This is a genomic window from Desulfovibrio desulfuricans DSM 642 (assembly GCF_000420465.1).
Lineage (GTDB): Bacteria > Desulfobacterota > Desulfovibrionia > Desulfovibrionales > Desulfovibrionaceae > Desulfovibrio > Desulfovibrio desulfuricans.
On the sequence record NZ_ATUZ01000014.1, the window covers coordinates 302,045 to 320,723 of the forward strand.

Below are 18,679 nucleotides of genomic sequence, written 5' to 3' on the forward strand. Positions count from 1 at the left end.
GCTACTCCTTCTCTGCGGCATGGGCCGCCTGAATCATCTTCACCAGAGCGTCATGCCCTTCAATGGTTTCGCCGCCAAAGGCCTCAAGCGGATTCATCTTGCCCTGGCGCAGCAGGGTCACAGCCATGCCCGCGCGGGCAATGGTGCTGATGCCTTCGGTGCGCAGGGCAAGGCGCACTTCGTTGAGGCGGCCGGAATCGTCCACCAGATCGGTGTAGAACGACTTGGCGTGGGCCGGGCCAACGCCGTCGGTCATGCCCTTGGCCATAACCATGGCCCGCAGGCCGGCGATGTCGTCGGCTGCGCTGATGCCCTTGGGGCAGCGGCTGGCGCATTCCTGACAATGCACGCAGTTCCACAGGCCGCCCGCCACGGCGGGCTTGCCGTGCAGCAAGGGATCCTTGGTGCGCGAATCGTTGGCCACGCGCCATGCGTGGGTGAAGACAAAGGGTTCCATGTAGTCGCTGCGGTCGGCGCTGAGCTTGTTGCACTCAGAGGCGCACGCGCCGCAAAGGATGCAGTCCCACTGCTTGATGATGCGGTCGAATTCCTTCTGGTTCTGGCGGCAGCCTTCCTTCATGGAGAATTCGGATTTTGCCACCATGCCCGGATGCACCTTGCGCAGGTTTTCCATGGCGGGTTCCCAGTCCACAACAAGGTCGGAAATAACCTTGAAGTTCGCCAGAGGCGAAATGTGGAAGGTGTCCGAACCGTAGGTTTTGGCGAGGTCTTCCATCTTGGTGTCGCAGGCCAGAATCGCATGCCCGTTGACGCGCACCGCACACGCGCCGCAAATGGCGCAGCGGCAGGAGGCCGTGAAGTTCAGCGTGGGATCCTGGGTCTGCTTGATGAACAGCAGGGTGTTGAGCACGGTCTTGCCCGCCACGTCCGCCGGATCAAGTTTGTAGCTCTGCTCAAAACTGTTTTTGCCGTCAAAGCGGTCAATGATGATAGTGGGCATTAGTACTTCCGCTCCTCAGGCTTGAATTTGGTGATTTCCACTTCCTTCCAGCCCATGCGCATTTTGCCGCTGTCGTCCATGGTGACCATGCTGTGCTTGAGGAAGTTGGCATCGTCACGCTTGGGGAAGTCCTCGCGGGTGTGTGCGCCGCGAGATTCCTTGCGCTCTGAGGCGGCAAGGCAGGCGGCCTGGGCCAGTTGCAGCATGTTGCCCAGCTCCACATATTCGGTGAACACCGTATTGTAGACGGGGTTGGCGTTGGGGACGCGCAGGGCATCGTAGCGCGAACGCAGGTCGGCAAGGGTGCTGCTCAGGGAGCCGAGCTTGGCCTGGGTGCGGAAGATACCCATGTTGTCCCAGAGCTGCGCGCCCATTTCTTCGCGGATGGTATACATCTGCTTGGCATCGCCGCCGTTGGTGGTGTTGCGGAAGCGATCCTGCCAGCGGGCGGTCAGATCGGTGAGGCGTTTGCCAGCGCCAAAATCAGCATGGCTGGCAAAGGCCGCCGCGCCGTTACCGGCGATTTTGCCCGTCACCACGGCATCGGCCAGCGAGTTGCCGCCAAGGCGGTTTGCGCCGTGGATGGACACGCACGAAGCTTCACCAGCGGCAAACAGGCCGGGCACAACCGTGGCCATGTCGTCAAAGGTGTTCACGTCAATGCCGCCCATGGAGTAGTGGGCCGTGGGGCGGATGACCATGGGCTTGTCCACAAGGTCGATATTTTCAAAAAGCTTGCCAACGTGGCGGATCTGCGGCAGATCATGCACGATCTTTTCCTTGCCGAGGTGCCTCAGGTCAAGCAGCACATAGGCTTCCAGGCCCTGGCCGTAGCCACGACCCTCGCGGATTTCCGTCTCGATAGCGCGGGCCACGATGTCGCGGGGTCCAAGTTCCATCTTGGCGGGGGCGTAAGCCTTCATGAAGCGTTCGCCCTTGTTATTGAGCAGATAGCCGCCTTCGCCGCGGGCCGCTTCGGTAATCAGCACGCCGCCGTGCACCACGCCCGTGGGGTGGAACTGCACCATTTCGGCATCCTTGAAGGGAATGCCTGCGCGCAGTGCAGCGGCTACGCCGTCGCCTGTGGCAATGTAGGGTGTGGAGGTGCGGTTCCAGAAAATGCGGGTATAGCCGCCGGTGGCAAGCACCACTGCCTTGGCGCGCACAGGGGCGATTTCGCCGGTGCGGATGTTGCGCAGCACGGCGCCTTCGCAGCGGCCATTATCCACGGCCACGTCAAGCAGCTCGTGATCCATGAGGAATTTGACGCCGTGGCTCAGGGCATCGTCCAGGCAGGTGTGGGCAACGATGTGGCCGGTTTTGTCGGCGGAATAGTTGCAACGCACCTTGGAAGCGCCGCCAAAGGGACGGGCCTTGACCTTGCCTTCAGCCGTGCGGGAGAAGGGCATGCCCAGATAATCCAGCTCGAGGATGGCGGGGCCTGCCTGTTCGCAGAATTTGAGCGTGGATTCCTGGTCAACCAGATAATCGCCGCCCTTCACGGTATCAAAGCAGTGCAGCTCGTAGGAGTCGCCCTTGCTGAAATCGGTGACGCCGTTGATGCCGCCTTCGGCCATACAGGTGGCGCTGCGCGAGGGCATGCATTTGCTGACCACAACCACATTGAGTTTGGGATTTTTTTGCAGGGCTGCCACGGCGGCTCGCAGGCCAGCTCCACCCGATCCGATGATCAGGATGTCGCAGGTGGCCAGGGGGCCGACACCAGCGGCTGCGGCAAGAGCTTTTTCAATGCCGCTCATGTTCACCGTCAGCGCGCTGATGGTGATGCAGGCCGATTGCAGAAACTTTCTGCGGGTAAACTGCTGCGTCATAAGGGTTTCCTCAAAAGTAGGTGGATTTGCCGTTATTTCCAGCGGTTGTGCAAGAAAGTACTTGTGGCGGAAAGGACGGCAAAAAACTGATTGATTGAGCAAGGAATAAAAGTATGCTCTGTTGATAGTGAAAAATAACACACCAAATCGCGCCAGAGCAACGCGGATTCTTGATTTGTAAGTTTTGAAACTTTTGTAAGTAATGAAATCGGTCGGGGCGGCGGGTGCAAGGATGGGCCGCGGCGGAACTTTCAGCGCCGTATGTTATGAAAACAGTCAAAAAAAGGAGGCTCTTTGATAAAAGAGCCTCCTCACCATGTCGTTCTAGAACTTACCGCTGGCAGCAGTTAGAATCCCTGTTCCAGCGGCGGCCATACGAGCCAGTCGCCATCGTGCGGCGCACGGGGGCTGTTGCCGGGCTTGAGGTGCACCTGCCGCCCCTGCACGTCTATACGGCCCTGAGCCAGCCACTGGATTGCCTGAGGATAGATGCGGTGCTCCATCACATGGATGCGGCTCATGAGGTCGTCCTCGCTTTCGCCAGCGTTGACCGGCACAACGGCCTGAATCAGCACCGGGCCGCTGTCCACCTTTTCTTCCACAAAATGCACGGTGCAGCCGGAAACCTTGACGCCGTAATTGACGGCATCGGCACCGCCGTGCACGCCGGGAAAGCTTGGCAGCAGCGCCGGGTGGATGTTGATGACCCTTCCGGCAAATGCCTCAAGGAATACCGGGGTCAGCAGCCGCATATAGCCCGCCAGCACCACAAGTTCGACCCCGGCTTCGCGCAGTGCTTTAACCATGCGGGCGTCAAAGCTCGCGCGATCGGGAAAGTTTGTGTGATCCAGTACAAGGCAGGGAATGCCCGCCTTTTCCGCACGGCTCACAACACCCGCACCGGGGCGGTTGCAAACGATCAGGGCAATGTTCACGTCCAGCACGCCCTGGGCGGCCTTGTCGATCATGGCCTGAGCGTTTGTGCCGCTGCCGGAGGCCAGTATGGCGATATTCAGGGGCATGTCTTATCTCGCAAAGTACGTTTTCAGGGCGTCCACCAGTGCCGGGATGGTGTAATCCATGGGCATGATGTTGCAGGTAAGGCCGTTTTTTTTCAGCGTTTCTGCCGTTACCGGCCCGATGGCGGCCAGCTTCACTTCCGGGTGCATCTTGAGGATTGCAGCCGGGATAAGGGCGAGGAAGTTCTCCACCGTGGAGGAGGAGCCGAAGGTCACGCAGTTCAGGGTGCCAGCGTTGATGCGTTCGAGCACTTCGTCCCTTTTGTGCGCGGCGGGCACGGTTTCGTAGGCGGAAATAACGTCCACCACGGCCCCTGCCTTGCGCAGTTCTTCGGGCAGCACTTCGCGGGCCTTGGCGGCGCGGGGCAGCAAAAAGCGCATGCCTGCCACGTTGCCGTTTTCAAGGGCCAGCAGGCCTTCGAGCACACCCTCGGCCATGTAGCGCTCGGGAATGAAATCGGGGGTGATGCCGCGTTCGGTCAGGGCATCGGCTGTGGCGGGGCCGATGGCGGCCACCTTGCAGTTGCCGAGCGCGCGGCTGTCCTTGCCCGCCTTTGCCAGCCGCAGCCAGAAGTGCTTTACGCCATTGACCGAGGTAAAGATAACCCAGCGGTAGCTGGCAAGATTGCCCAGAGCCGCGTCAAGTTCGGCGTAATCGGCCAGAGGGCTGATTTCAATGGTGGGGCACTGGATGACCTCGGCCCCCAGCGCTGTGAGGCTCTGGGCGAGGCCACTGGCCTGCTCGCGCGCGCGGGTCACAACAATGCTGCGGCCAAACAGCGGCTTTTTTTCAAACCAGCCAAGGGTGTCGCGCAGGGCGGCAACCTTGCCCACAAGAATGACCGAAGGGTTGGTGAATTTGGCTTCTACCGCAGCCTGGGGCAGACGGGCCAGGGTATCCACAAGGCTGCGCTGGTAGGGCGTGGTGCCGCGATAGATAAGCGCCGCCGGGGTGTGCGGGTCCATGCCAGCTTCAAGCAGATTGCGGGCGATGTCGGGCAGGTTTTTCATGCCCATCACAAAGACCAGGGTGGAGGCGCTGGCGGCAAGGGCCTCCCAGTTGTGCACGGAGCCTGGCTTGTCCGGATTTTCGTGCCCGGTGATGATGGTCACGGAAGAGGCAAAATCCCTGTGAGTCACGGGAATGCCCGCATAGGCGGGGGCGGCTATGGTGCTGCTGATGCCGGGCACCTCTTCAAAGGGAATGCCCGCAGCCGCCAGTTCCTCGCCTTCTTCGCCGCCGCGTCCAAAGATATAGGGGTCGCCGCCTTTCAGGCGGGCCACAACGTTGCCTTCCTTGGCCTTGCTGACCAGGAGGGCGTTGATCTGATCCTGCGGCAGGGCGTGGTTGCCCGCCACCTTGCCCACATAGATTTTTTCCGCATCGGGGCGGGCGTAAGAGAGCAGACTGTCGTTTGCCAGGGCGTCGTATACCACCACATCGGCGGCGGCCAGGGCGTCACGCCCCTTGATGGTCAGCAGGCCCGGATCGCCGGGTCCGGCTCCGATGAGAAATACCTTCATTATACGCCTCCCCTGGCGAGATCGAGCAGCGTACGCGCGCCAAAGGCCGTGGGCCCTGCCGGAGCAAGGGGTGTGGCCTTGGCGGCCCAGTCTACCCCGGCAATGTCCAGATGGGCCCAGCGCACGCCCTCTTGAATAAAGTGTTGCAAAAAGAGCGCGGCGTTGATGGCCCCGCCTTCGCGCGGGCCCATGTGGCAAATATCGGCCACTTCGCTTTTGAGCGATTCAACATAGGGCTTCCACAGCGGCAGGGGCCAGTACTCTTCGCCGCAAGCGCCGCCTGCCGCGCGGATGCGCTCGGCAAGGTCGGCATCATCGCTGAACAGACCCGCAAGCTGGGTCCCCAGCGCAACGGCGCAGGCCCCGGTGAGGGTGGCAATATCAACCACAGCAGCCGGAACCCATGTTTTCTGGGCGTAGGCCAGTGCATCGCACAGGGCAAGGCGGCCTTCCGCATCGGTATTCTGGATTTCAACAGTGTCGCCATTGGCGGCGCGCACCACATCGCCGGGGCGCATGGCGCGGCCACCGGGCATGTTTTCGGCGCAGGCCAGCAGGCCCACCACGCGGCGGGGCGCGTCTTCCTGCGCAAGGGCCGCCACAGTGGCCAGCACCGTTGCGGCGCCGGTCATGTCGGCCTTCATCTGGTGCATGTTGGCGGCGGGCTTGAGGCTGATGCCGCCCGTATCAAAGGTGATGCCCTTGCCCACAAGCACGAGGGGCTTGTCCTGTTCATGCCCGGCGGGGGCGTGCTCCAGCACGATGAGGCGGGGCGGACGGCCCGAACCCTGGCCCACGGCCATGAGGCAGCCCATGCCTTCCTTTTCCAGATCGGTTTCGTCCAGCACGGTGCAGGCAAAGCCTTTTTCGCGCGCCAGTTCCTGCGCCTTCTGGGCCAGCATTTCGGGGTAGAGCAGGTTGGGCGGCGTGGTGGCAAGGTCGCGGGCCAGGCTCACGGCCCAGGCGGCGTTTTCACCCCTGCGGGCGGCGGCGTGGGCGGCGTCCGGCACTTCCTGGCCGTCAAAGGCCACGGCCAGCCACTGCGGATCGGCGGTTTCGTCCTCATCGGACTTTTTGAGGGCCGTAAAGCGGTACAGGGCAAGCTGGGCGGCGCATACGCATTCTTCCACCAGCCGTTCGCGGCCTCCGGGCAGTTTTGCCAGAGCCGGTTCGGGCAGCACTATGGACGTGTAGCCCTGCTTGCGGCACAGTTGCACTGCGGCGGCAATGGCCTTGCGGATGTCGGCGGTGGAGACCTTTTCCCTCGGGCCAAGGCCCACGGCCAGCACGCGGGGAACGGAAAGGTCGGGATGCCCGTGCAGAAGGGCCAGTTCGCCCGTCTTGCCCTTGAAGTCGCGCAGGGCAGGGGCTATGACCAGCCAGGGAGCAACCTTGTCCAGTTCAGGAACCTGCTCAAGCAGGGCTTCGTCCTGGCAGACGGGGGCCAGCAGAACGTCCCCTTTCCATTGTTCCGGTCCGAGATTCTGAAAGCGTATATCCATAGAGCTGCGTCTCCTGAAAGTGCGTTGCGTACAGGCCGCCAGCGCGGTGAAAGATGCGGCGGAAGGCCGCAGGGCGCTTGCGCCGTGTTCCAATTGGTGAATATACTTCGCCGCCGCGTTTTTGCCAAGGGCGGGCAGCCGCCTGCGCGCGGAATTCCCGGCACGGCGGCAGATGCGGGCATATTCCTTGCAGCTTTTGTTCATATCTGTTGCCAGTTTGCTGCAACGCTGGTTTTTTCTTTGTTCCGCAGGGCCTTATACGCAGGCGGAGCGTCGTTTTTTTGTCACTCACAGGATCGCTTATGCTGCTTTATATACATGTTCCCTTTTGCTCCACGCGCTGCCGCTACTGCGCTTTTCATTCAAGCCCGCTGGGGCGCGGCGTTGATGCGGCTGCCTCCCCAGCCGTGCGCGACTACGTGGATACCCTGTTCCTGGAGCTTGCCCACTGGGGCGATCAGCTTGGCGGCAGCGAGGTGCAGTCTGTCTTTTTTGGCGGGGGGACGCCCAGCCTGCTTTCGCCGCGCATCATCGGCCTGACCATGGAGCGCATTAACAAGTATTTCAGGCTCGTGCCCAAGGCCGAGGTGACGCTTGAGGCCAATCCGGAATCCCTGCGCGGCGGGCACCGCGCGGCCCAGTATCTGGATGCGGGCATCAACCGCCTTTCCATCGGCGTGCAGAGTATGGACGAAGGCATGCTGCGCATGCTGGGCCGTCCGCACAAGGCGCAGGACAGTCTGCACGTGGCCTTTCTGGCGCGGGAGGCGGGCTGCGCCAACATCAACCTTGATCTCATGTGGGGCCTGCCGGGGCAGAGCGTGCGCCAGTGGCTGCAAACGCTCAAGGATGTCATCCGCATGACTCCCGACCATATTTCCGCCTACGGCCTCACGCTTGAGCCGGGAACCCCGCTGGAGCTTGATGTGGAAGAAGGCCGCCTGACCCTGCCGCCGGAGCGCGACCAGAACATCATGTTCATGGAAGGCGCTGCCATGCTTGAGCAACACGGCTACCTGCACTATGAAATTTCCAATTTCGCCCGCATGGGGTTTCAGTGCCGCCACAACATGGGCTACTGGGAGGGGGAAGACTATCTTGGTCTTGGCCCTTCGGCCACGTCCACCATCAACAACCGCCGCTGGACAAATCCGTCAAGTCAGGCCGCCTGGAACGCCCGCACCCGCGAGGGGAATCTGGCCCAGACTGTGGAAGAACTCACGCCCGAAACGCGCGTGCTCGAGCTTTTGATGCTGCGCCTGCGCACGGCGCGGGGTCTACGCGTAAAAGAGTACCGCGAAATGACCGGGCGCGACTTTGTGCGCGATCACCAGCGGCTGGTGCAGGCCCTGCACGAAAACGGGCTTATCCGCATCCGGCAGGGCTATATGCGGCTGACCCGTAGTGGTATGCTGGTTTCCAACTCCATTCTCAGCAACCTGTTTGCCCGCACCCGCGAGGTACTCAAGCAGGCGGCGCTTTCCGGCGGGCTGAAGCCCCAGGCCGTGGAATCTCCCGAAGGAACAGCAGAGCAGAGTGCGCTGCACGAAGACAGCCCGGAAATCCGCCCGGTACGCTGGCCCAGCGCCTGATTTGCATTCAGGAGTGAGGCCGCTGTGCTGGTTTGCGCAAGGCCGGTGTTTACGCGGGGCAAAAATGCCACTAGTATGCGGCAGCCGGTCTTGACGGTACCCCCCTCCGTCTGCTCGGCTGATGCGAATTGCCCGCGCCCTTGCGCGGCTATGGCTGATCCTTCCCCGCCGCCTGCGGTTACGCGCGGCGCGGGACCAACCGATTTGGGCCTGTTCACGCTATGGCTCCTTTGCCCCTGCCTGCGTCAGAAAGCCTTTTTATTCCAGTTGAGTACCTATGTGTACACTCCTTTCACAAAAAGGCTTCCATCCCTGGCAGGGAACAAGATTTCTCACAGCGTCAACAGTCCCTGAGCGTCAACGAGAATACGGAGAGAGGGTATGCGGCAAAAGGATTTTGTGGTTTTAGGCGTTTGTTTGGCGGCGTTCGGTTGGCTGGCTTTTGGGCCTGGGGCGCTTGAGGGCTTTATCAGCCTGACTGCCCAGTATCCTTTTGGCATGAGCTTTCTCAAGTTTGCCATTCTGGCTACCCTTGGCGAATGCATTGCCCTGCGCATTACCGCAGGTGTGTATAACAGGCCTGGTTTTGGCGTTTTGCCCAAGGCGATTATCTGGGGTTTTCTGGGCATAGGCATCAAGATTGCCTTTACCGTGTACGGCGCGGGCACGTTCAAACTGCTCAACGAAATGGGTCTGCTTTCGGGCGCTCCCACGACCTTTGGTGCCAAGCTGCTCATGTCTTTTTCCATCAGCGTGCTCATCAACACGTTGTTCGCACCGGTGCTGATGATTACCCACAAGCTCACCGACCTGCATATTGCGGCCACCGGCGGCACGCTCAACAGCCTGTGCACCAAGCCTGACGTGGCGGCCCTGTTCCGCACCATCGACTGGAATTCCATGTGGAGCTTTGTGCTCAAGAAGACCATTCCGTTCTTCTGGATTCCCGCGCACACCATCACCTTTATGCTGCCCGCCCATTTTCAGGTGGTGTTTGCGGCGGCGCTGGGCATTGCCCTGGGCGTGATTCTGGCCTTTGCGGGCCTGCGCGCCAAGAAGGCCTAAGCAGAGCAGAAAACCTCGCGGGGTGAACTCCGCAAGATCGAGAACATAAAAAACGGCCACACCGCAAAAAGTGTGGCTGTTTTTTTATGATGCATACGTCTGGCAGGGGGCGCTGCGAATCTGCCTACCTGCCCGCGCGGCATGCGCCAAGGTTCAGGCCCATGGAAAGGATGGCGGCTATGTTGCGGGCTGTTCTGCGCAGATTTTCATTGCCCTCGGTAAGCGCCTCGTCAATGGTGCAGGGGCGGTAGAGCACGCTTGAAACCGCGTCAATGCCGTGGGCAAATACGGCGTCCACATCGGCCCGCAGTGAACCGCCAATGGCTATAACCGGCTTGTTGTAACGCTTTGCCACGCGGGCAACGCCCACAGGAGTTTTGCCAAAGGCCGTCTGCCCGTCAATGCGGCCCTCGCCGGTAACAACGATATCAGCATCGCGCACATGCGCGTCCAGGCCCACGGCTTCGGTCACAATCTCGCTGCCGGGGCGCAGCCGCCCTTTCAAAAAGGCGAACATGGCCGCGCCCATGCCGCCAGCCGCGCCAGCGCCGGGCATGTCCGCCATGTCCACGCCGAGGTCGCGGCGCGCGATGGCCGCAAAGTTCTGCAAATAGCCGTCGAGCTGCTGCACCATTTCAGGCGTGGCCCCTTTCTGCGGGCCAAAAATGGCCGATGCGCCGCGCGGGCCGCAGAGTGGGTTGTCCACATCGCAGGCAACATCGATGACGCAGTCGGCAAGGCGGGCGTCAAAGGCGGACATGTCTATGCGCGCAAGCCTGCCAAGGCCCATGCCGGTGGGCTCGATTTCCTGCCCCTGACCATCCAGCAGCCGCACCCCCAGAGCCTGAAGCATGCCAGCGCCGCCTTCGTTGGTGGCGCTGCCGCCAATGCCCAGAATGAACTTGCGCGCGCCGGCATCCAGCGCAGAGCGGATAAGCTGGCCCGTGCCGTAGCTGGTGGTATTGAGGGGATTGCGCAAGTGGGGCGGCACAAGGGCCAGGCCGCTGGCTGCGGCCATTTCGATCACTGCGGTTTTGCCATCGCCGGTCAGGCCGTAAAAAGCATCCACCGGGTCGCCCAGCGGGCCGCGTACCGTGGTATCCACCCGGCGGCCTGCCGTGGCTTCCACCATGGCTTCCACTGTGCCTTCGCCGCCGTCTGCCACAGGAACCTTGACGTAGACCGCATCGGGAAAAACCTCGCGAAAGCCGGATTCGATGGAAAGGGCCACTTGCAGGGCAGACAGGCATTCCTTGTACGAGTCGGGCGCGATGACGATCTTCATACCACCTCCAGAACGGCAGGAATCTGCGGCGCGTCACGCGCCGCGATGCCCCAGCATAGGGCACAACTGGCCGAATGAACAGGTGCTGCGGGGACTGGCCTTATCTGCACCAACAACAAATGCCGACAGCCCGTGTGGGGGCCATCGGCATTTGTTGTTGCGGCACCATGTCGGAGAGGGTCGGCTGTGCCGTCTCAAGTTTTAAGGCGCTCACTCCCGTGCGTAATAGCTTCGTGGCGGGGCCTGTTCGCACAGTTGCCAGAGCGAACTCAGAGTGAAATTGCTCTAGATGAAAAAGCCCGCCACGATGAGGATGGTGCAGCCCACAGCCCAGCAGATGGTGGTCGTGACCGACCAGATGCGGATCTGCTCGCGCACGTCCGAAACACCGAGCATGCGGGTGACAACCCAGTAGTAGCTGTCATTGAAGTAGGAGAAGATAAATGCGCCAGTGCAACAGGCCAGCGCCCCAAGGGTGGGGTTGAGGCCAAGGGTTGCGGCCATGGGCGCAACGATGGAGGCCGATGTGACCATGGCCACAGTGCCGGAACCCTGCATAAGGCGCACAATGGTGGCGATGGCAAGCGGCAGGATGACCGCAGGCAGATGCATGGTGGCAATGAGGTTTGCCACATGCGTACCCGCGCCGCTGTCGCGCAGCACCATGCCCAGCGCGCCGCCGCCGCCGGTAACGAGCAGAATGATGCCCGCCTGCTTGACGGAGTCGTCCATCGTGTTGACGACGTCCTTGCGGCTCATGCCGTCGGTGAGGAAGAAGGCCGCGAAAACAAGGCCGATGCCCACTGCCACAACGGGGGAACCAAGGCCGTCAATGAGGTCAAACATCAAGCCCACGCGCTCAGCCTTGGGAACAAGGGCGGTGGTGAAGGTGCCAAGCAGGATGAGCACTACGGGAATAAGAATGGGTGCAAAGCTCTTCCAGGCCGAGGGCAGCTTGCTGTCATCTTCATCCATCCACTGGCCGCCAGCGCCGATGGCATAGGGCTGATCCACAAAGCCATCATCGCTGTCCTGTGCGGGCAGACGAAAAACCTTGTTCCCGATGTAACGGGCATAGATGATGGAGGCGATGGTCAGGGGGATGGCCAGCAGCAGGCCGAACAGGATCATGTCGCCAAGGGGCACGTTGAAGTATTCCGCCGAGGCCACAGGGCCGGGAGTGGGCGGAATAAGGTGGTGGGTGATGACCAGCCCTGCCGCCAGCGCCACGCCAAGAGTGATGAGGCTTTTGCCAGTGGCCCGCGAAATGGCTTTTGCCAGCGGCGAAAGAATGACAAAACCCGAATCGCAGAAAATGGGAATGGACACGATAAAGCCCGTTGTGGCAAGGGCCAGTTCTTCGCGGCCTTTGCCAAAAAGTTTCAGAAAAACCTTGGCCATGCGCTTGGCAGCGCCGGATTTTTCAAAGATGGCGCCCATCATGATGCCAAAACCGATGATGATGCCGATGCTGCCCAGGGTGCCGCCAAAGCCCTTGGTGACAGAAGCGATAACCTTGCTGAAGGGCATGCCGCCCACAAGGCCCGTGACGATGGCGGCAATGATCAGCGCCGGGAAGGCGTGAATACGACTGTAAAGAATAAGACCAACCAGAACGCAGATGCCAACCACAAGGCCGGCAATCATCTGCCAACTGCCCACATCCATAGCTAACTCCCTTTTGAAAAGTGCGCGCGCGGCAAACCCTCGTTGCCGCACCGGCTTTATCCGGCGGCCACTGCCATACCCCTTGCAGCAGCGGCCGAGTGCCCGGATTTAATGTCTGACGAAGTTGGGCGCGTATTCCGCAGCAAGGCGGATGGCTTCCACCATGCTCACAGCGCTGACCTTGCCTGTTCCGGCAATGTCAAAGGCGGTACCGTGATCCACCGATGTACGCAGAATGGGCATGCCCAGCGTGAGCGAGATGGTGCGCTCAAAGTCCACCATCTTGGTCGCTATGTGGCCCTGATCGTGATAGAGCGAGAGCACGGCGTCCCACGCGCCCTTGAGGGCAAAGTGGAAGACCGAGTCCGCCGGGTTGGGGCCGTGAACGTTGAAGCCCTGACGGCGGGCTTCTTCAATGGCCGGAACCACTTCAGCGTCTTCCTCATTGCCAAAAAGCCCGTGCTCGCCGCAGTGCGGGTTGAGGCCAGCCACCACCATGCTCGGATTTTTCAGCCCCAGCAGCTTGAGGGCGCTGGTGCAGCGGCCAATGTAGTCGAGCACGCGGTCTTTTTTCACAGCGCGGCAGGCATCAATCAGAGAGAGGTGACGGGTCAGGAAGAACACGCGCAGGTTGTGCACCTGAAACATGGTCAGCGGGTCCTTGGTGCCGGTGAGGTCGCCAAAAATTTCGGTGTGCCCGATGTAGGGCACGTGGGCTGCCTTGAGGGATTCCTTGTTGATGGGCGTAGTTGCCACGGCGGCGGCCTTGCCAGCCAGGGTCAGCTCAATGGAGGCCTTGATGTATTCAAAGGCAGCCTGTCCGCACTGGGCCTGCACCTTGCCGTAGGCAAAGGAGGCCATATCCACGTTGTCCATGTTGATGATATTGGCAGCGCCCTCGCGCCAGCCGTTGAGATCCGCATCCACCTCGTTGAAGTCGAGGTCTGCCTTCATGATGGCGGCGGCGCGGCGTATGATTTCGGTATTGCCCACCACAAGCACATTGGCCATGTCGGTGACGGCGGGGTCAGCCAGCGAAGCGGCCAGAATTTCCGGCCCAACGCCTGCAGGGTCGCCCATTGGAGCGCAAATCAGGGGTTTCATTTCTCTCGTCCTTGTTGATTATGAACTGGTTTTGGTGCGGCGCAGCGCGTCAGGCGGGCCGCTTGCGGCTTGAAATTTTGGTGAACAGGTATTCCGTGCACTCCACCAGGCTGTCTTTGTCCCCCACAAATCCACCCTTGGTGATCATGGGCAGATCGGGGTGTTCGCCGCCGATGATGTGACCGTACACGGCAAGGGGCAGCACCTGATCGCGCACGGAAAATCCGCCCGCCTTCAGGGTGCGTACCACGGCTACCGTGACTTCCCCGCCTGAGGTGTAGAGGCCGCCGATGCCCAGTTGTTTTTGTCGCAGGGCCTCGCGCGTCACGGCGGCAAGGGCCGTGTTGATGTGCTGCGAAATGTCGCAGGGCAAAATGCCAAGCTTGCGCGACATTTCTTCCATGGAAAAAACGTCTTCCCTGCTGTCAGCCGTGCAGATGCCAAGAACCGTGGCCTCCTTGTGCGGGGTGCATACGGCCTTGAGCACCCGGTCGCATTCCTTTTGCCATTCTGTTTCTCCAGCCAGAATTTTACGAACATCCATCGTTATGAGATGGCAGGGATGGGCCAGACGCAGGGTTTCAATCTGGGTGCGGGTCAGTTCGCAGGTGCTGCCCACGGCAAGAAAAATACGGTTTTCAAACTGCGCGCGCGGGGCCTTGACGCGTACGGCGGCAAGCTCTGCCGTGAACGGGCCGGGATCAAGGGCGATCAGGGGATAGGGCGCACTGGCAAGGGCCTGCGCGATGGTGGTGATGTCTTCATCCGCCACGGCATCGCAGACCACGGCGCGACAGCCACGGGCGCGTGCGTCCTCAATGGTTTCGCGTACGGCGGCAGGCCCGGCGAGGATCCTGTCAAGCGGGACAAATCCGCAGGCAATGGCGCTTTGCTCTGCCACGATTTTAAGCACAGAGGTATTGTTGACAGGGGTTGCCGCGTCCTTGGCAATGGGCGAGCGTTCCAGCGGTATGCCGTGAACGATCTGGTATCCGCCCACGCATATGCGGCCCGATGACGGGTAGGACGGCACCAGCACGGCCAGCGACTGCTGGTGCCCGTAAGTGTCGTCCATAGCCTTGATGGAGGCTTCCATTTCTGCCCCCACGTTGCCGCGCAATGTGGAATCCACCCGCTTTGAGACAAGGGCTGGATGTTCCCTGCAAAACATGCTCACGGCGTCGTACACAACCTGCCAGGCTTTTTGCTGTGGCAGCAGGCGACTTTCCGCATTAAGGGAAACCGCAGTGTAGGCAGAAAAATCTGCGGGGTTCCAGTGATCCGGCCCAAGGCAGGTGGCGCTGGAAAAGCCCTTGGCTGTGAGCAGGGCCCCGTTGGCATTGGCGCCCGTGAAATCATCGGCAATAACGGCAATATCCATAACAAACCTTGTCAGAAAAGGGTTATGCGTCGGCAATAATCAAATGGGCGGGCGCAGCTTCAAGGGCGGCGCGGGCTTCGGCGGTCAGGCCGCTGTCGGTGATGATGTGGTCAAAGCGTTCCACACCGGCCACCAGCCAGGGGCTGAACTTGGCGTACTTGGACGCATCTGCCAGCAGAAAGGTTTTGTCGGCGCTGGTCATGAGCTGACGCTTGTAATGCATCTTGGCGGAAGTGCTGGTGGTGACGCCGTGGTGCGCGTCCCACACGTTGGTGCCCACAAAGGCCATGGTAAGGCGCAGGCCGCGCAGGTAGGCCACGGCATCGCTGTCGTTGCAGGCGCGGCTGACGGGATCGATAAGCCCGCCCGAAAGAAAGACGGAAATATGGTCGCAGCCAGAAAGCAGCAGGGCTATTTCCAGGTCAGGCGTGACAACGCCGAGGCTTGTGAGGGGCAGGGTGGGCAGCAGGCGGGCCAGCTCAAGGCTGGTGGTGCCCGCATCAAGGGCAATGAAGTCTTCGTTCTTGATAAACTGACAGGCGGCGCGTGCTATGACCTGTTTGGCCTCAAGCATGGAAACGGCCTTGCGGGCGCGGGGAATGTCGTTGGCTTCAAAACTCAGGGGCACAGCCCCGCCCCAGGTGAGCTCAAGCTGGTTGCGTTCTTCCAGCACCTTGAGGTCGCGGCGCACAGTCATGGTGGAAATGCCCAGCGCTTCGGCAAGTTCGCGTGTATTGACCGCGCCCCGGTTTTTGATGAGGCGGGCCATTTCTCTGCGGCGTTCTGCTGGCAACATGGCGGCTCCGGAGTGTGACGGGTCTGTGTTAATTTTGTTTCAAATTTGTTGTTTTGTGTTATGCCCCTGAATGGGGATATCGTCAAGACGGGTGGGGTTATTTTGTGGATTCAACTCGTGCTTTTTATCTATGTTATCGGAAAAATGTTGTTTTTTGTTAATTAGTGAGAGGTCAGCCAGGGCACTGTGTTCCGCCTCCCCGCCGGGGCAACAAAAAAAGCCCGGAGAATCCCTCCGGGCTGGAAAAAGCAAGTCCGCCGCCGCTGTGCAGTATTGCCTGAGGCAGAACGCAAAAAGGCCGCCGGGCACATGATCCGGCAGCCTTCTGCTAGGGTTTACGCGGGCGGGGTAGACCCGCGCTGGCTATGCGTTGCCGAAGAATGGGGGGCGGCGCGTCTGCGCATCGCCGCTGACCCGGAAAATCTGTACCGTATACTGGTCTTTGCCGCTGCACATGGGGCAGCCGTCTGTGACCAGCATGCAGGAAGAATCAAGTTCAAGGGGGTCAATGCCCGCCAAGCTGAGAATATGGGTGGCCTTGCCCTGCTCCCACATGACGGGCGAGCCGCAACGGGCGCACTCAACATAGAGCAGTTCAGGGTCAAAACCTGCGGGCACGGGGGTGCCGCGCAGCGGTTCGGCAATGGCTTTCAGTGTGTTGCTGTACATAGAAACCTCCCGGCTTGCTTTGCGTGTTGCCAGAAGCCTGGCCGCGCGCATACGCAGCCTCGTCTTCCATACATAAGCACAGCGTGCGCCGAGGCAAGCCCTGCCACGGGAATTTATTCTCCACGCGCAGCCGCGCATGCGCCGCATTCGAGGCCGCTTGCCTTGTGGAGCGCGCCCGAATACACTGGGCCTATGTCTGAAAAACATCGTCATATACGTTTGCTACCGCCTGAGTTGCGCAATCAGATCGCCGCTGGTGAAGTGGTGGAGCGTCCTGCCAGCGTGCTCAAGGAGCTGGTTGAAAACAGCCTTGACGCCGATGCCGCGCAGATCGACGTTTGCCTTGAAAACGGCGGGCAAAGCCTTATCAGCGTGCAGGACGACGGGTGCGGCATAGCCGCAGCCGATCTGGAACTGGCCGTCACCCGGCACGCCACGAGCAAGATTGCCAGTCTATCTGACCTTGAGCACATCAGCTCTTACGGTTTCAGGGGCGAGGCCCTGCCGAGCATTGCTTCGGTTTCCCGGTTTTCCATAACCTCTGCGGTGACTGACCCGGACGGCCAGACACAGGCGCACAGGGTTGAGGTGGAGCACGGCTTGCTGACGGTTTCCGCCCCGGCGGCCCTGCACCGGGGAACGCGGGTGGAAGTGCGCGATCTTTTTTCCAACATACCAGCACGCTTGAAATTTTTAAAGACCCCATCCACAGAGTTCAAACGTGCGCAGGACTGGCTGGCCCGGCTGGCGCTGGCCCGCCCCGCCGTGGGCCTGAGCCTGAGCTCCGGCGAGCGCGAGGCACTGCGGTTTTTACCGGGGCAAAGCCTTGCCGACCGCCTTGGCGTGCTCTGGCCCCGGCTGATTGTGGAGGCCCTGCGCCCCTTTGACGGCACCCGCCACGGCATCCGCGTGCGCGGGTTGGCTGCCCTGCCCAATGTGAGCCAGCCGCGCGGCGACCGCATGCTGTTTTACGTCAATGGCCGTTCGGTGACGGACAAGCGCTTGCTGGCAGCGGTGCGCGAGGCCTACAAGGGCCGTATGACCAGCCGGGATTATCCGCAGGTAGCACTGTTTGTGGAGATGGACCCGGCGGAAGTGGACGTGAACGTGCATCCCGCCAAGTCTGAAGTGCGTTTTCGGGATGAGTCCGCCGTGTTTTCCGCTGTGCTGCATGCCGTGCAGGGGGCACTGCTGACCTCCTACGATGTGGCCGAAAATCTGTGGCCGAACGCGTCAGAAGGCGACACTGCGGAAAGCAACGTGGCTCCCTCAGCCCAACAATCAGCCCCGCGTCCGCAGGGTTTTTGGGGCAGGCTGGACAACCCGCCTCTTATTAAGCCGCAGGAGCGGGACGACAGGCCGGACGAGGAATCCTCGTGGCAGGCCCGGTTGCCCGAACCAGACGCAGGCCCGGACAGTGCGGCAAGCTGGTGGGGCGATTCTGTTCAGAGTGATGCGGCATCTGCCCATGAGCCAGCGCCCGCGCAGAAAGAAAGCGCCCTGTTTGTTACTGCGCCGGAAGATGTATCAGGCCTTGCGGAAGCCGCCTCTGCCTATGCGCACCAAACTCCTGATTCTGTCCCGTATCAGGCTGCGGATACGGCGAACGAGCACAGTGGAGACATTTTCCCGCCCGCGCAGGAACGCCAGCCCTTGAGCGTTGGGCAGTTTGCCTACCTTGGGCAGGTGACGCTGACCTATCTGGTGCTGCGGGACGCATCCGGCGCACTGCTGCTGCTCGACCAGCATGCGGCGCACGAGCGAGTGCTGTATGCCCGCCTGCGGCGCGGGGGATTTGCCGGGTCTGGGCAGTTGCTGGCCCTGCCGCTTGATCTGCCCCTGCATCCGGCTGAAACGGAACGTTTTTTTGAATTGCGGCCCCGGCTGGAATCTCTGGGCTTTGCGCTTGAGGTCTGCGGCGGCAACCTGCGCGTGAATGCCATGCCCCCGGTGCTTTCCCGCGCCGAAGCCAGGGATTTTTTGCGTGAGGCCCTTGCCGGACGTAAGGATGATCTGGCCGACATGTTCATATCCATGTCGTGCAAGGGGGCCATCAAGGCCGGGCAGCGCCTTGCGGACGACGAGGCCGCCGGGCTGTTGCAGCAGTGGCTGGAAACGCCCGACCGCGAATATTGCCCGCATGGCCGCCCCTGCGTCTTGCGCTGGGACGCAGCCGAACTGGAAAAGATGTTCAAGCGGCGGCAGTCGTAACAAAAAAGCCGTCAGGCACGACATCTCATTTCTTGCGCATAAAACAGCGGGCGGCTCTCCCATGAGAACC

At 61.1% G+C, this 18,679-nt stretch carries 14 protein-coding genes; 3 read left to right on the forward strand and 11 right to left on the reverse strand.

What is annotated here, in order from left to right; translation table 11 throughout:
• Nucleotide 1: 1 nt before the first annotated feature.
• The 5 genes from G449_RS0109480 to G449_RS0109500 all read right to left on the reverse strand — a co-directional run bounded on the left by G449_RS0109480 (nucleotide 2) and on the right by G449_RS0109500 (nucleotide 6,838).
• Nucleotides 2–961 (reverse strand): succinate dehydrogenase/fumarate reductase iron-sulfur subunit, encoded by a 960-nt coding sequence (locus G449_RS0109480; RefSeq protein ID WP_022659077.1) that lies wholly within the window; start codon nucleotides 959–961, stop codon nucleotides 2–4.
• The gene (sdhA, locus tag G449_RS0109485; RefSeq protein WP_022659078.1) at nucleotides 961–2,793 is read right to left on the reverse strand and encodes an 8-methylmenaquinol:fumarate reductase flavoprotein subunit; all 1,833 of its coding nucleotides are present in this window, start codon (nucleotides 2,791–2,793) and stop codon (nucleotides 961–963) included. The genes G449_RS0109480 and sdhA overlap by 1 nt, the downstream gene beginning before the upstream one ends.
• A 347-nt stretch (nucleotides 2,794–3,140) precedes the next feature.
• Nucleotides 3,141–3,815, reverse strand: coding sequence for a phosphoribosylglycinamide formyltransferase (gene purN / locus G449_RS0109490; RefSeq protein WP_022659079.1), 675 nt, complete (start codon nucleotides 3,813–3,815; stop codon nucleotides 3,141–3,143).
• A 3-nt stretch (nucleotides 3,816–3,818) separates the two neighbouring features.
• A complete protein-coding gene (gene cobA, locus G449_RS0109495; RefSeq protein WP_022659080.1) occupies nucleotides 3,819–5,336 on the reverse strand; it encodes a uroporphyrinogen-III C-methyltransferase in 1,518 nt (505 codons plus the stop codon).
• Nucleotides 5,336–6,838 (reverse strand): leucyl aminopeptidase, encoded by a 1,503-nt coding sequence (locus G449_RS0109500; RefSeq protein ID WP_027180874.1) that lies wholly within the window; start codon nucleotides 6,836–6,838, stop codon nucleotides 5,336–5,338. Before G449_RS0109500 ends, cobA begins: the two co-directional genes overlap by 1 nt.
• A gap of 302 nt (nucleotides 6,839–7,140) precedes the next feature.
• On the opposite strand from G449_RS0109500, the gene hemW reads away from it, so the two are divergent.
• Together hemW and G449_RS0109510 are read left to right on the forward strand one after the other, a co-directional pair.
• The gene (hemW, locus tag G449_RS16685; protein WP_022659082.1) at nucleotides 7,141–8,430 is read left to right on the forward strand and encodes a radical SAM family heme chaperone HemW; all 1,290 of its coding nucleotides are present in this window, start codon (nucleotides 7,141–7,143) and stop codon (nucleotides 8,428–8,430) included.
• Between the two features lie 417 nt (nucleotides 8,431–8,847).
• Nucleotides 8,848–9,495: a hypothetical protein gene (locus tag G449_RS0109510; protein WP_245559849.1), complete on the forward strand. Its 648-nt coding sequence runs from the start codon at nucleotides 8,848–8,850 to the stop codon at nucleotides 9,493–9,495.
• A gap of 124 nt (nucleotides 9,496–9,619) precedes the next feature.
• Here the strand turns inward: G449_RS0109510 and G449_RS0109515 are convergent, their stop codons facing one another.
• From G449_RS0109515 to G449_RS0109540, 6 genes are all read right to left on the reverse strand, one after another.
• Nucleotides 9,620–10,780, reverse strand: coding sequence for a glycerate kinase (locus G449_RS0109515; protein WP_022659084.1), 1,161 nt, complete (start codon nucleotides 10,778–10,780; stop codon nucleotides 9,620–9,622).
• Nucleotides 10,781–11,065: 285 nt separating this feature from the next.
• Nucleotides 11,066–12,448, reverse strand: coding sequence for a GntP family permease (locus G449_RS0109520; RefSeq protein WP_022659085.1), 1,383 nt, complete (start codon nucleotides 12,446–12,448; stop codon nucleotides 11,066–11,068).
• A 108-nt stretch (nucleotides 12,449–12,556) separates the two neighbouring features.
• Nucleotides 12,557–13,552, reverse strand: a complete 996-nt coding sequence (gene pdxA, locus G449_RS0109525; protein ID WP_022659086.1) for a 4-hydroxythreonine-4-phosphate dehydrogenase PdxA — start codon at nucleotides 13,550–13,552, stop codon at nucleotides 12,557–12,559.
• A 49-nt stretch (nucleotides 13,553–13,601) separates the two neighbouring features.
• A complete protein-coding gene (locus G449_RS0109530; protein ID WP_022659087.1) occupies nucleotides 13,602–14,933 on the reverse strand; it encodes a four-carbon acid sugar kinase family protein in 1,332 nt (443 codons plus the stop codon).
• Nucleotides 14,934–14,955: 22 nt separating this feature from the next.
• Entirely contained in the window at nucleotides 14,956–15,729 is a 774-nt protein-coding gene (locus G449_RS16690) for a DeoR/GlpR family DNA-binding transcription regulator (RefSeq protein ID WP_022659088.1), read from the reverse strand.
• A gap of 363 nt (nucleotides 15,730–16,092) precedes the next feature.
• Nucleotides 16,093–16,398, reverse strand: coding sequence for a hypothetical protein (locus G449_RS0109540; protein WP_051135428.1), 306 nt, complete (start codon nucleotides 16,396–16,398; stop codon nucleotides 16,093–16,095).
• 192 nt (nucleotides 16,399–16,590) lie between these two features.
• On the opposite strand from G449_RS0109540, the gene mutL reads away from it, so the two are divergent.
• Nucleotides 16,591–18,609, forward strand: coding sequence for a DNA mismatch repair endonuclease MutL (mutL, locus tag G449_RS0109545; protein ID WP_027180876.1), 2,019 nt, complete (start codon nucleotides 16,591–16,593; stop codon nucleotides 18,607–18,609).
• Nucleotides 18,610–18,679: the final 70 nt, after the last annotated feature.

What these genes read in the sequence shown, in the direction of transcription:
- G449_RS0109480 (WP_022659077.1), bottom strand. Translation starts at nt 961, where the DNA reads ATGCCCACTATCATCATTGACCGCTTTGACGGCAAAAACAGTTTTGAG.
- sdhA (WP_022659078.1), bottom strand. Translation starts at nt 2,793, where the DNA reads ATGACGCAGCAGTTTACCCGCAGAAAGTTTCTGCAATCGGCCTGCATC.
- purN (WP_022659079.1), bottom strand. Translation starts at nt 3,815, where the DNA reads ATGCCCCTGAATATCGCCATACTGGCCTCCGGCAGCGGCACAAACGCT.
- cobA (WP_022659080.1), bottom strand. Translation starts at nt 5,336, where the DNA reads ATGAAGGTATTTCTCATCGGAGCCGGACCCGGCGATCCGGGCCTGCTG.
- G449_RS0109500 (WP_027180874.1), bottom strand. Translation starts at nt 6,838, where the DNA reads ATGGATATACGCTTTCAGAATCTCGGACCGGAACAATGGAAAGGGGAC.
- hemW (WP_022659082.1), top strand. Translation starts at nt 7,141, where the DNA reads ATGCTGCTTTATATACATGTTCCCTTTTGCTCCACGCGCTGCCGCTAC.
- G449_RS0109515 (WP_022659084.1), bottom strand. Translation starts at nt 10,780, where the DNA reads ATGAAGATCGTCATCGCGCCCGACTCGTACAAGGAATGCCTGTCTGCC.
- G449_RS0109520 (WP_022659085.1), bottom strand. Translation starts at nt 12,448, where the DNA reads ATGGATGTGGGCAGTTGGCAGATGATTGCCGGCCTTGTGGTTGGCATC.
- pdxA (WP_022659086.1), bottom strand. Translation starts at nt 13,552, where the DNA reads ATGAAACCCCTGATTTGCGCTCCAATGGGCGACCCTGCAGGCGTTGGG.
- G449_RS0109530 (WP_022659087.1), bottom strand. Translation starts at nt 14,933, where the DNA reads ATGGATATTGCCGTTATTGCCGATGATTTCACGGGCGCCAATGCCAAC.
- G449_RS16690 (WP_022659088.1), bottom strand. Translation starts at nt 15,729, where the DNA reads ATGTTGCCAGCAGAACGCCGCAGAGAAATGGCCCGCCTCATCAAAAAC.
- G449_RS0109540 (WP_051135428.1), bottom strand. Translation starts at nt 16,398, where the DNA reads ATGTACAGCAACACACTGAAAGCCATTGCCGAACCGCTGCGCGGCACC.
- mutL (WP_027180876.1), top strand. Translation starts at nt 16,591, where the DNA reads ATGTCTGAAAAACATCGTCATATACGTTTGCTACCGCCTGAGTTGCGC.